Raw genomic sequence first — 12,372 nt, forward strand, 5'->3', positions numbered from 1 at the left:
TCCTGCATCTCTGCAGCCAGCACTCAACTTTACACCTCTGCGCGGTCCCAGTGAAACGGGGACTGTTCGATTTCAGGAGGACAATCGATGCCCATGCTTTCCATTGGTTTTGCCAGTGCTATTACGGCTCATCAGCCTGAATATAAAGTGCGACGGGATAAGTTCGTTCGCCCCGGCTTTCTTGATATTCCGCGTTAAATGGCAGAGTTCGAGTAAACTTAGCGTAGAAATATAGCAAGAGATCAAGCTATCGTGTAGAAAAGATGATCTTGTGCTTCCGGTTCGTTTGCACTGGCTATCGGCGGTTGCTAAGGCTGCGGGAGCAGAGTGGTCTATAGTATAATATTGCGTATTGTGGGATTTGGATGGAGGCTGTGGACAAGCAATTTTCCTCCCAAAGCTCAAAGGAGGGAGCTCCTGCCAATCTTTTCGCATTCGAAGTTGTGAGCCGCTCAGGGCCGCAGGCTATCGATGTGCGCGCACCCAGTCGCGCCACTGCATGAAAAGATTCAGATCGAGAGCGGCAATGGCTGAGCGTTGCCAGAGCGGCTCGGTCCAGAAATCATCCTCGTTCAAGCCGCACATGTGGCCGCCTGCCTCTTCCAGGATCAGGCTGCCCGCGGCGTAGTCCCATAGTTTTTGTCCGCCATGCAGATACAAGTCAAAACGTCCGGCAGCGGTGTAACACCATTCCAGGGCACAGGATCCGAAATTCCGGTGGGAAGAAAACGGCTTTGCCGTAGAGACTTCCTGTGCAAGCCTGCGACCAAGCCGTTTCAGGTCCACGCTCGCGATTGCCGCCCATAGCGGCGGTACATCCTCCTTTATCGGCAATTTTTCCCCGTTCAGGTAGGCACCCCTGCCTTTTTCGGCGTAGAACATTTCATCCGCCACTGGATTGTAAACCACTCCCAGAACGCTTCTGCCGTGCCGCATCAGTGCTACTGAAACGGCAAAGTAGGACAATCCGTTGACGAAATTGGAAGTCCCGTCTATCGGATCCATGCACCAAAGTCCCGCATCGCCTTCCCGCCAGTGCGCGACCTGCTCGTTTTCCGTCATTTCTTCTCCCACCACCGGACCGGGATAGATCTTTCTCAACTCGTGCGAGAGTGTTTCCTGCGTGGCAAGATCGGCTTCCGTAAACAGGCTTCCATCGACCTTGCGCTGCCGCGCAACTTTCATATAGCGCGGCAGAATTTCCTGCTGGGCAACTGCTTTGACAGCAGCGATAACTGCATCAATCACCGGCTAGTCCGCTCGCCATTTGATGGAGCAGCCGATGCTGGGAATCTGGTCCTCGGGACCGGCGCCGGTGCGGGCGACCTCAAGCATTCCTTCGAAAAGGTCGCGTCGTGCGTCCACCGGCGCGGCTTCCTTGCGGGAAGCATCCAGGCGTCCGCGATACTGCAATTCGAGTTTGTGGTTGAAGCCGAAAAAATCCGGCGTGCAGACTGCGCCATATGCCTTTGCTACTTCCTGGGTTTCATCCCAGACATAGGGAAAGGGGTAGGCATATTCTCGGGCTACGCGCCCCATGTTTTCAAATGAATCCTCGGGGTAGTCCGATGGATCGTTCGACATGATTGCGATAGCGCCGATACCCTGCTCACGCAATTCGTTGACATCGCGGATGATGCGTTCGCGCACAGCCTTCACATAAGGGCAATGATTGCAGATGAACATCACCAGCAACCCTTTTTCACCCTTGACCGAGGCCAGATTGTATTGTTTTCCATCTACTCCCGGTAAATCGAAATCAATTGCTTTCCAGCCGAAATCACAGACCGGTGTTTCCAGGCTCGCCATATTTTCTCCCCAGATTTCATTTTCTTATAACGAATACCAGATGTCGTTTCCTGCGCTATCCAGGCAGAAGCAGAGCGGTGTCTTTTCGCAGAAGCTTGTCGTGCGGATATAATTGAAAGCAGCGCGGCTATCTCGACAGCGCTTGTTCAAGCAGGACTGCTGAAACGACAATACTATCATGAGAAAGGCACATTGATTGCTCCACCGTCTGATACTGAATATGCAATGACGCTTCCCCGCTTTTACTGCCCTGTGGAGATTCTTGCGGGACAGGTCTTGGAATTGCCCTCAGCAGTTGCGCATCATGCCGCGCGCGTTCTGAGACTCGAGCCAGGCGATGAAGTGGTGTTGTTCAATGGCGACGGTGGAGAATTCACGTCTGTCATTTCGCGAATCAGCAAGCAGGGTGTAGCTGTTGTAGTCGAAAGGCATGTACAGGTCGAGCGCGAATCCCCGCTCACCATCCTGCTTGCTCAAGCCATATGCATGGGTGAAAAGATGGACTGGATCGTACAGAAAGCAGTCGAACTGGGCGTAACCCGAATTCAGCCTCTCATTACCAAGCAGAGCGTCGTGAGGCTCAGTGGTGAACGCGGGGAAAAACGCGTGAGTCATTTGCAAAAAGTCGTTGTCTCCGCATGCGAGCAGTGCGGCAGAAACCGTGTGCCGGAAGTGCTGCAGCTTGCGACTCTCCAGAACTGGCTGGGTACGCAAACCGAATCATGCAGAACATCCAGCGACAGTCTTTCCCCCGATGCTTGCTTCATGCTCTCGCCTTTTGCAAGAAAGGGTTTGCGGGATTTCAAGCACTCTTCAAATATCAGCTCGATCATTTTGCTCGTGGGACCCGAAGGAGGGTTTACGCGGGATGAGGAAGCGGCTGCAATGGTTGCGGGTTTTATCCCATTGCGCTTGGGTAACCGCATACTGCGGACGGAGAGTGCCGCACTGGCGGCAGTGGGGGCAATGCAGGCGCTATGGGGTGATTATTGATCATGGATTTCGTGGCCTGGTTCCGGTCGGTAGCGCCTTATATCAACAGCTTTCGCCATAAAATTTTCGTGGTCGCTTTCGGCGGGGAAGTCGTTGCGGACGGGAAATTCATCGAACTCGTACACGATCTCAATCTGCTTGCCAGCTTAGGCGTACGCTTGGTGCTGGTGCACGGTGCGCGCCCGCAGATCGAATCGCGCTTAAACGAACATGACTTGCAGACGACATATATCCGGGGTATGCGCGTCACCGACGCGGCTGCATTGCAATGCGTCAAGGAATCGATAGGGCGGGTACGCGTCGAAATCGAAGCATTGCTATCAATGGGTTTGCCAAATTCACCGATGGCCAACGCTGCGATTCGCGTCGCCAGCGGCAACTTTGTGATTGCACGGCCAATCGGCGTGATAGAGGGCATCGACCTGATGCATACCGGAGAAGTACGCAAGGTGGATACTTCCGCCATCCGCTCGCGGCTCGAGCAAGGTGAATTGGCGTTGCTGTCGCCACTTGGCTACTCGCCTACCGGCGAGATCTTTAATTTGACACTGGAAAATGTCGCAGCTGAGGCTGCGATCGCCCTCAAGGCCGAGAAACTCATATTTCTGATGGATACCCAGGGGATCGAAAAGAGTGCTGTTGACAGTGAACAGGCGTTGCTGCTGCGGGAACTGACGGTGGCGGAGGGCAAGAGCTTGCTGAAGGAATTTGGCAGGAAAAGGGTAAAGCTTGCAGAGGATGCCCAGCTTTATCTGCCTTTTGCCTTGCATGCCTGTGAACGCGGGGTATCACGCATCCACCTCATAAGCCGCCACGTGGACGGTGCTATATTACAGGAGCTGTTCACGCATACCGGCATCGGGACAATGATATCGGAAGGCCCGTTGCAAAACCTGCGGGATGCACGAATAGAGGACGTCGGCGCGATTTTGCAACTGATTGAGCCCCTCGAAGCGGATGGGACGCTGGTGCGGCGGAGCCGCGAGTTACTGGAGATGGAAATTGATCGCTTCGTGGTGATCGAGCATGACCGCATGACTGTCGGTTGTGCTGCGCTCTATCCTTTCCCGGACGACAAGGCGGGCGAACTCGCCTGCCTTACCGTTCATCCGGATTATCGCAGTGCGGGCTGTGGAGATGCGTTGCTCAAGGCTATCGAGATGAAGGCGAGATCCCAGGGCAGTAAAAAACTGTTCGTTCTTACCACCCGGACAGCCCATTGGTTTATCGAACGCGGCTTCCTTGCAGCAGACGTCGGTCAATTACCCAAGGTGAAGCAGGGGTTATACAATTATCAACGGCGCTCGAAGGTATTTGTGAAACCGCTTTAACCGGCGATCAGATTCTGGCTGCTGGATCGACCATCCTGTCGTGGTAATCGAAGAGTGCAGCGCACGGCAGCGCTCTGGTCTACATTTGTATATTTCGGAGAAAGCAATGGCAAGAACCGTGAATTGCATCAAGCTCGGGCGGGAGCTGGAAGGTCTGGATTTTCCACCCTATCCAGGCGAGCTGGGAAAGCGTATTTTTGAAAATGTTTCGAAAGAGGCATGGGCAGGCTGGATCAGGCACCAAACCATGCTGGTCAACGAGTATCATTTGAATCTGTCGGACATCAAGGCGCGCAAATATCTGGCAGAACAGCTCGAGGCATATTTCTTCGGAAGCGGCGCGGAACAGCCTCGTGGCTATGTACCTCTTGCCAAATAGTGTCAGATAGCACGGCAGCTTGAAGTGACTGCATTGGACACATTCAGAGACGGTATGACCGATTCCAGAGTTTCCGCTCAGTTCCTCAATCGAGAGGTTGGCCAGATTGAATTCAACCGGAGGGTGCTTGCCCAAGCCGAAAATGAGGAGACCCCGCTTCTTGAGCGCCTGAAGTTTCTTTGCATTGTCAGCAGTAACCTGGACGAATTCTTCGAGGTTCGTGTTGCGGGGATCAAAGAGCAGATCAAACTCGATACCCGCGGTTTTGATCCGGCTGGCATGCTGCCGCATCAGATATTCAGATTGGTGAGCGAACAGACGCACACGCTGGTGGCGCGGCAGTACGCGTTGCTGAACCAGCAGATCTTGCCGGGCCTTGCCAGCGAGGGGATCCACTTTCTGCGGCGCGCCACCTGGAATGACGCACAGCGTGCCTGGATCAAGTCTTACTTTTTTCGCGAAATGATGCCGGTGCTGACTCCTATCGGCCTTGACATTTCGCATCCCTTTCCCCGGGTGCTTAACAAGAGTCTGAATTTTGCGGTAGAACTCGAGGGCAAGGACGCCTTCGGGCGTAATTCCGGAATTGCTATCGTGCAGGCCCCGCGCGTGCTGCCCAGGCTGATTCAGTTGCCGGCTGAAATTAGCAGCAGTGCTTATAATTTTGTATTTCTCTCTTCCATTCTGCATGCGCACGTAGGGGAATTATTCGCTGGGATGAATGTGCTGGGTTGCTATCAATTCCGCGCCACGCGCAATAGCGATCTGTTCGTGGATGAGGAAGAGGTCAAGAACCTGCGTATTGCGCTGCAGGGCGAACTGCCGCAACGGCACTTCGGCAATGCGGTGAGGCTGGAAGTGGCGGACAATTGCCCACCGCATATGTCGGCCTTTCTACTGGAGCAACTCGTTCTTGCCCAGGAGGATTTCTATCAGGTAGAGGGACCCGTGAATCTGGCGCGGATGATGCACGTCTTTGAACGCATAGACCGGCCCGATCTGAGATACCTGTCTTTCATTCCGGGTTTGCCGGTGACGCTGCAAAAGAAAAAAGCGTCTGACATTTTTCAGTTGATTCGCAAGAACGATATCCTGTTACACCATCCCTACCAGTCGTTCCAGCCGGTAATTCATTTCCTTCAGCAGGCTGCAACCGATCCGGATGTGGTGGCGATCAAGCAGACTGTATATCGTACCGGCGCCGATTCCCAGGTCATGGCTGCGCTTATCGCGGCGGCGAGCAGCGGAAAGGAGGTGACGGTGGTGGTGGAACTGCTGGCTCGTTTTGATGAAGAGGCCAATATCAACTGGGCCAGCCGGCTGGAGAATGTGGGGGCGCATGTGGTTTATGGAGTGGTAGGGCACAAGACGCACGCAAAGATGGCAATGATAGTGCGGCGTGAGGAAGGCAGCTTGCGCCGTTACATCCATGTCGGCACCGGGAATTATCACGCAAGCACAGCCCGGCTCTATACCGATTTCAGCTTGTTCAGCTGCCGGGAGGATTTCTGCGCTGATGTGAATGAAGTTTTCACGCAGCTCACCGGCCTGGGCAAGGCGGGGAAACTCCAGTATCTCTGGCAATCCCCTTTCAGTTTCCATAGCCAGATGATCGCATCCATCGACAATGAAGCGCAAAATGCGAGAGCAGGGAAGCCAGCCCGGATTGTCGCAAAGATGAATGCATTGCTGGAACCGGGAGTCATCAAGGCACTCTATGCCGCTTCCGAGGCAGGTGTAAAGATCGATCTCATTGTTCGCGGGGTATGCGCCTTGCGGCCGGGCATCAAAGGGCTTTCAGAAAACATTCGGGTACGCTCCATTATCGGCCGCTTTCTCGAGCACAGCCGGATTTTCTATTTTCGCAATGGCGGCGCTTACGACATCTACCTTTCCAGCGCCGACTGGATGGATCGAAATTTTTTTCGAAGGATCGAGATTTGCTTTCCGGTTTTGGAGCCAAAGCTGAAAAAGCGCGTGCTCGAAGAAGGCCTGTATGTATTCCTGAAGGACAATTGCCAGGCATGGGAAATGGACAGCGACGGCCGTTATCATTTGAAGCATCCCGGTCAGAGCAAGAAGCGAAGCGCTCAGGAGACGCTGCTGATGGAACTGGCCGCCGCGCAATAGAGACGGCAGCCCTCAGAGGCATGGCGTTTCGTCCGGCAGCGAGTAGTCGTTCCAGGCAATAGTCGGAAAAGAATCGTGCCGCTCGAAATCGAACTCAAATTAAGATTGTCACCCGAGGATGTCGGCCGGCTTCGACATGATCCGTTACTGGCATCCCTTACCGTTTCTCGCCCCGTTAGCCGAAAACTTTTCACCGCCTATTACGACACCCCTGATCTGTATCTTCAGAAGCATCAAATGGCGCTCCGGTTGCGCCATATCGGAAAAAAATGGATACAGTCCATCAAAGGAGGGGGTGATGTTGCCCTTGGATTGCACCAGCGTCATGAATGGGAGTCCATGGTGCCGACAGGACAACCCGATTTCACCCAAATATCTGATCCGTCTCTCATCCGCCTGTTCGGCGATGCCGAATCGCACGGTCAATTGCTTGCCCTGTTTACCACCGACTTCAAGCGCAGCACACGCATGTTGCGCCTGGTGGACGGAAGCGAGATCGAATTTTCGCTGGATCAAGGAGTAATCAGAACACCGGCTGATTTCACCCGGGGGATTTGCGAAATCGAGCTGGAACTGAAGTCCGGAAATGCGCAAGCGTTATACCAGTTCGCGCTGGATATACTGCACACCATTCCTTTCAGGTTGGAAAATGCAAGCAAAGCCGAGCGTGGCTATAGGCTCGCTGTCGACTCCAAATCCGCGCCGATCAAAGCAGTGCCTGTTCGACTCGAGACGGAAATGAAGTTGGACGAAGCATTCAAGGCGATCGCATGGAATTGCTTGGATCATCTGCAGGGCAACGAAGCAGGCATGCTGCAAAGCGAGGATCCGGAGTATCTGCATCAGATGCGCGTGGCATTACGCAGGGTGCGTACAGCGCACCGTGTTTTTACCCAGGCATTCGATGCAACTGCGTTTGCTTCTGCGATCCCGGACTTGAAATGGCTGTCGCGTTCTCTCGGGGCGGCGCGGGACTGGGATGTATTCATGTCGGAAACGTTAAGCGAAGTGAGGGACTGCTTTCATGAACATGCCGGCACTTCTGCCTTATGGGAAGAGTGCGAGCAGATGCGGCGAAACCGCAATGATGCGGCGCGTGAGGCGGTAGAATCTACTCGCTATACGGAAGCGATGCTGAGGCTGGGTGCCGGGTTGAACGCGGAGACTTGGGTTCCGGCACCTGATCCGCAGCGGAGTGAATCGCGAAAGATCCGGCTGGAATGGTCGGTGAAGAAATTCGCAGATAACGCGCTGTCGCACGGGCACGAAAAATTGAAAAAATATTACAAAAAAGCGGACAGGCAGAGTACAGAAGGAGTGCATGCCCTGCGTATTGCGGTGAAAGAGCAGCGATATACCGCCGAGTTTTTCTCAGATCTGTACCGCCGAAAAAAGGTGAAGCGCTACATCAAGTCTCTGACCGTGCTGCAGGAAGCGCTGGGCGCGGTAATTGACACTGCCGTGACCGGACGATTGCTGAATGAAGTCGGCATGATGGAGGACAAAGGTGGGAAAGGCGGCGAGTGCGAAGCAAAAGGTATTGTTCTTGGTTGGATCGCCCAGCGTGGGCTGACGAAAAGAAGTGAGCTTGATGAGGTATGGGGGGATTTCGAGAAAAAGGAGGTGTTCTGGTAGCCGCCCGGGTGCCTGCCGGGGTAGTGATTGCAAGTGCAAGATCGGGGCCAGCCGGCAGCTTTGGAAGTTCGAGCAATTCGACCGGGCACTTCAACCTCCGGTAATAAAAAGGCGAACCGTATTGGTTCGCCTTTTATCTCGTTCGAATTCCAGTTGCTTATAAAACCAGTACTGACGGTTGAACTGGTGGAACTGTCAGTTTACCTGATTACTTGATGACAGCCTTCAATTCCCCCTTCGCGTACTTGCCTGCCATGTTGTCCAGCGCGATAGGTTTGATTTTGGCCGCCTGCCCTGCACAGCCAAATGCTTCAAAGCGCGCCTTGCAAATGTCCTTGGCTGCGGCAGTCGCATCCTTGAGATATTTACGCGGGTCGAATTCGCTCTTGTTCTTGGCAAGATGGCGACGTATCGCACCGGTCATTGCCAACCGGATATCGGTATCGATATTGACCTTGCGTACGCCGTATTTGATGCCTTCCTGGATTTCCTCGACCGGAACGCCATAGGTTTCTTTCATCTCTCCACCATATTCACGGATGATGTCGAGCCAATCCTGCGGCACGGAACTGGAGCCATGCATTACCAGATGGGTATTGGGGATGCGCGCATGAATTTCCTTTATGCGCTCGATGGCGAGAATATCTCCAGTTGGCTTGCGCGTAAACTTGTATGCGCCATGAGAGGTGCCGATGGCGATTGCCAGCGCATCCACGCCCGTTTGCTTGACGAAGTCGGCTGCCTGCTCCGGATCGGTCAGCAGTTGATCATGAGACAGCTTGCCTTCGGCGCCATGGCCATCTTCCGCTTCCCCCATGCCGGATTCCAGGGAACCGAGACACCCGAGTTCACCCTCGACGGAAACACCCACTGCATGTGCCATTTCCACCACCTTGCCTGTGACTTCAACGTTGTATTCATAGGAAGAGGGCGTCTTCGCATCCGCTTCCAGGGATCCATCCATCATGACGCTGGAAAAACCGCTGCGAATGGCATTGACGCAAACCGCTGGCGAAGCTCCGTGGTCCTGGTGCATGACGATGGGAATGTGCGGATATGCCTCTACGGCCGCAGCAATGAGATGGCGCAGAAAAGGCTCGCCAGCATATTTGCGCGCGCCTGCTGAGCCCTGCATGATCACCGGGCTGTCGCATTCATCCGCGGCCTGCATGATGGCGTGAATCTGCTCCAGGTTGTTGACGTTGAAAGCGGGCAGGCCATAGCCATTTTCTGCCGCGTGATCCAAAAGTTGACGCAATGATACGAGTGCCATTAGAACCTCCTCAAAGTTAGAATCAGTATATGGTGCCACCGGGACCCCGTGAATCACGGGCAGTGAAAAACCCGGGATGGCGAAATCTGCTGCGCCGTGCTCAGGATTCCACCTTCCGTTCCTGCTTCCTGTGCTCGCCGACCTTCACTATTTTCATGGTATTGGTGCCGCCTGCCTTACCCACCGGTTCACCGATGGTCATGATGATCAGGTCGCCATTACGCACCGCGCCACGCCTGAGCAACTCGTTTTCGGCGTGATTCAGGATGATTTCGGGGTCGTTCGAACCTCCGCCGAACTTGACCGGATACACGCCGCGAAATAACGTCATCTTGCGCCGTGTATCCTCCTGCGGGCTCAACGCGAATATGGGCACGGTGGAACTCCTACGCGACATCAGCAACACGGTCCTGCCGCTTTGCGTAAGCGCCGCAATGGCTCTGATCTTCAATCCTCCTGCGGTGAACATGGTCGCACGGGCAATCGCTTCCTCGATATTATCGGGCAGGCCGCCCTGCAGCCGTCGATTTTCACTGCTTACCAGGTATTCCTTTTCCGCCTCCAGGCATACCCTTGCCATTGCCGCAACCGCTTCAACGGGATATTGCCCTGTGGCGGATTCCGCTGACAGCATCACCGCATCAGTGCCATCCAGTACCGCATTTGCTACATCCGATACCTCCGCGCGGGTGGGGATGGGACTGCTGACCATGGACTCCATCATCTGTGTGGCGGTTACCACCAGCTTGTTCTTGGTTCGGGCAGTGCGGATCATCCGTTTTTGCAATGCCGGCACCACTGCATCGCCTACTTCTACCGCAAGGTCTCCGCGCGCAACCATGATTGCATCGGAGGCCTCCAGAATGTCATCCAGCGCCAAGATGGCTTCCGATCGTTCGATCTTCGCCATCAATAAACTTTTTCCGCCCGCCTCGCGCATTACATCGCGCGCCCAGCGCATATCATCGCCAGAACGGGGAAATGATACCGCCAGATAATCGGCTTTAAGCGCTGCGGCCGTCCGGATATCTTCCACGTCCTTGCCGGTGAGGGCAGGCGCACTCAGACCGCCGCCTTTGCGGTTGATTCCCTTGTTGTTGGACAGTATTCCACCCTGTTCAACCACGCAATAAACCTGGCTTCCCTTGACTTCGGAAACGCCGAGCACGATGCGTCCATCATCCAGGATCAGCGTTGCACCGGTCTCGACATCGCTGGGCAATTCCTTGTAATCCAGGCCCACCCGTTCCTGGTTTCCAAGCTCGCATTCGGCGTCGAGTATGAATTGATCGCCCGTTTTCAGCAGAATTTTATTATTTTCAAATTTGCCGATTCGAATCTTGGGCCCCTGCAGGTCCGCCAGCACACCCACCGCGTGACCAGCGGCGCGTGCCAGGGAGCGCGCCAACTCGGCACCTTCGATATGCTCTTCCCTGGTCCCATGGGAAAAGTTGATACGGACTACATCAACGCCGGCGTTTATCATCCGCTCCAGCACCTTTGCATCTCGGGATGCCGGACCGAGTGTTGCTACGATTTTTGTTCTTCGAATCATTCTGATGAGGGCACGCGTTGAATCGGCGTATCAATCCGCATATTTCGCTACCTGGGCCTATCTGCTGCCGGCTGCGCGCTGTTCGAGTATTTCCACGGCAGGCAACTTCTTGCCTTCCAGAAATTCCAGAAAGGCCCCACCCGCAGTGGAAATGTAAGAAACCTTGTCATAAATATCGTATTTCTGGATAGCGGCAATGGTGTCTCCTCCCCCTGCCAGGGTAAAGGCGTCGGTATCGGCGATAGCCATGGCGATGGTTTTGGTGCCTTCACCGAACTGATCGAACTCGAACACTCCGACAGGGCCGTTCCATACTACGGTACCGGCTTTCATGATGATGTCCGACAACTCGCGGGCGCTCTTCGGGCCGATATCGAATATCATATCGTCATCCGTTACCGCACCTGCATCCTTCAATACCGCCGGTTCACTGGCGTCGAATTTTTTTCCGACAACAACATCAACGGCAATTGGAATGGTCGCATTCCGCTTTGTCATTTTTTCCATGAGCATTTTGGCGGTGGGAACCAGATCATCTTCACACAGGGATTTTCCAACGTTCTTTCCCGCCGCCTTGAGGAAGGTATTGGCGATGCCGCCGCCCACCACCAGTTGATCCACTTTTTCCGACAGGGATTCCAGGACGGTCAGTTTTGTCGAGACCTTCGAGCCTCCGACGATTGCCACCATGGGACGGGCTGGATCCAACAACGCCTTGGTCAGCGCGTCCAGCTCTTCTGTAAGGAGAATGCCAGCGCAGGCAACAGGAGCGTATCTGGCAATGCCATAGGTCGACGCCTCGGCACGATGCGCTGTGCCAAAAGCATCCATCACAAACACATCACACAGCCTTGCATATTTCTGCGCCGTTTCATCCGCGTTTTTCTTTTCCCCCTTATTGAAGCGGCAATTTTCGAGGATGACCAGTTCGCCTTCGGCAACGTCGAAGTTGCCGTCCACCCAATCCTTGACCAGGCGCACGGGCTTGCCGAGACGCTCGGAAATATTGTCGGCTACCGGTTTGAGCGAGTTTTCTTCTGACCATACGCCTTCTTCCGGTCGTCCCAGATGGGAGGTAACCATCACTTTGCCGCCTTGCTTCAGGCAATAGTCGATGGTGCCCATGGAGGCGCTTATGCGTGCGTCGGAGGTAACTTTGCCATCTTTCACGGGCACATTGAGGTCGGCGCGGATGAACACGCGCTTGCCTTTCAGATCAAGGTCGGTGACTCTAATGACGGACACTGGGAACTCCAAGTTTTAAGAC

Annotated in this window: 10 protein-coding genes; 5 read left to right on the forward strand and 5 right to left on the reverse strand. The window is 54.4% G+C overall.

Annotated features, from left to right (window positions below; translation table 11 throughout):
* Positions 1 to 465: 465 nt before the first annotated feature.
* Together ACZ5BW_RS01880 and ACZ5BW_RS01885 are read right to left on the reverse strand one after the other, a co-directional pair.
* Positions 466 to 1,248, reverse strand: a complete 783-nt coding sequence (locus ACZ5BW_RS01880) for an inositol monophosphatase family protein (protein WP_464541981.1) — start codon at positions 1,246 to 1,248, stop codon at positions 466 to 468.
* Positions 1,249 to 1,251: 3 nt separating this feature from the next.
* On the reverse strand, positions 1,252 to 1,809 hold the full coding sequence (locus tag ACZ5BW_RS01885; protein WP_464541983.1) for a thioredoxin family protein: 558 nt from the start codon (positions 1,807 to 1,809) through the stop codon (positions 1,252 to 1,254).
* Between the two features lie 225 nt (positions 1,810 to 2,034).
* On the opposite strand from ACZ5BW_RS01885, the gene ACZ5BW_RS01890 reads away from it, so the two are divergent.
* The 5 genes from ACZ5BW_RS01890 to ACZ5BW_RS01910 all read left to right on the forward strand — a co-directional run bounded on the left by ACZ5BW_RS01890 (position 2,035) and on the right by ACZ5BW_RS01910 (position 8,277).
* Positions 2,035 to 2,802, forward strand: a complete 768-nt coding sequence (locus tag ACZ5BW_RS01890; RefSeq protein WP_464541985.1) for a 16S rRNA (uracil(1498)-N(3))-methyltransferase — start codon at positions 2,035 to 2,037, stop codon at positions 2,800 to 2,802.
* A 2-nt stretch (positions 2,803 to 2,804) separates the two neighbouring features.
* The gene (gene argA / locus ACZ5BW_RS01895) at positions 2,805 to 4,133 is read left to right on the forward strand and encodes an amino-acid N-acetyltransferase (protein WP_464541987.1); all 1,329 of its coding nucleotides are present in this window, start codon (positions 2,805 to 2,807) and stop codon (positions 4,131 to 4,133) included.
* A 106-nt stretch (positions 4,134 to 4,239) separates the two neighbouring features.
* Positions 4,240 to 4,512, forward strand: coding sequence for an oxidative damage protection protein (locus ACZ5BW_RS01900; protein WP_464541989.1), 273 nt, complete (start codon positions 4,240 to 4,242; stop codon positions 4,510 to 4,512).
* A gap of 54 nt (positions 4,513 to 4,566) precedes the next feature.
* Positions 4,567 to 6,642 carry a polyphosphate kinase 1 gene (gene ppk1 / locus ACZ5BW_RS01905; RefSeq protein WP_464541991.1) on the forward strand — a complete coding sequence of 692 codons (2,076 nt, stop codon included), beginning with the start codon at positions 4,567 to 4,569 and terminating at the stop codon, positions 6,640 to 6,642.
* Between the two features lie 75 nt (positions 6,643 to 6,717).
* A complete protein-coding gene (locus ACZ5BW_RS01910; RefSeq protein WP_464541993.1) occupies positions 6,718 to 8,277 on the forward strand; it encodes a CYTH and CHAD domain-containing protein in 1,560 nt (519 codons plus the stop codon).
* Between the two features lie 208 nt (positions 8,278 to 8,485).
* Here ACZ5BW_RS01910 and fba read toward each other — a convergent pair whose 3' ends face one another.
* From fba to ACZ5BW_RS01925, 3 genes are all read right to left on the reverse strand, one after another.
* Positions 8,486 to 9,550: a class II fructose-bisphosphate aldolase gene (gene fba / locus ACZ5BW_RS01915; protein ID WP_074705074.1), complete on the reverse strand. Its 1,065-nt coding sequence runs from the start codon at positions 9,548 to 9,550 to the stop codon at positions 8,486 to 8,488.
* A 100-nt stretch (positions 9,551 to 9,650) separates the two neighbouring features.
* Positions 9,651 to 11,105, reverse strand: coding sequence for a pyruvate kinase (gene pyk / locus ACZ5BW_RS01920; protein ID WP_464541996.1), 1,455 nt, complete (start codon positions 11,103 to 11,105; stop codon positions 9,651 to 9,653).
* Positions 11,106 to 11,162: 57 nt separating this feature from the next.
* Complete coding sequence (locus tag ACZ5BW_RS01925) at positions 11,163 to 12,350, reverse strand: phosphoglycerate kinase (RefSeq protein WP_464541998.1); 1,188 nt, start codon at positions 12,348 to 12,350, stop codon at positions 11,163 to 11,165.
* Between the last annotated feature and the right edge of the window lie 22 nt (positions 12,351 to 12,372).

It is taken from the genome of Nitrosospira sp. TNL300 (genome assembly GCF_055385915.1).

Excerpts from the sequence above, each read along its gene's own strand:
- ACZ5BW_RS01885 (WP_464541983.1), bottom strand. The coding sequence starts at position 1,809 with ATGGCGAGCCTGGAAACACCGGTCTGTGATTTCGGCTGGAAAGCAATT.
- ACZ5BW_RS01890 (WP_464541985.1), top strand. The coding sequence starts at position 2,035 with ATGACGCTTCCCCGCTTTTACTGCCCTGTGGAGATTCTTGCGGGACAG.
- argA (WP_464541987.1), top strand. The coding sequence starts at position 2,805 with ATGGATTTCGTGGCCTGGTTCCGGTCGGTAGCGCCTTATATCAACAGC.
- ACZ5BW_RS01900 (WP_464541989.1), top strand. The coding sequence starts at position 4,240 with ATGGCAAGAACCGTGAATTGCATCAAGCTCGGGCGGGAGCTGGAAGGT.
- ppk1 (WP_464541991.1), top strand. The coding sequence starts at position 4,567 with ATGACCGATTCCAGAGTTTCCGCTCAGTTCCTCAATCGAGAGGTTGGC.
- fba (WP_074705074.1), bottom strand. The coding sequence starts at position 9,550 with ATGGCACTCGTATCATTGCGTCAACTTTTGGATCACGCGGCAGAAAAT.
- pyk (WP_464541996.1), bottom strand. The coding sequence starts at position 11,105 with ATGATTCGAAGAACAAAAATCGTAGCAACACTCGGTCCGGCATCCCGA.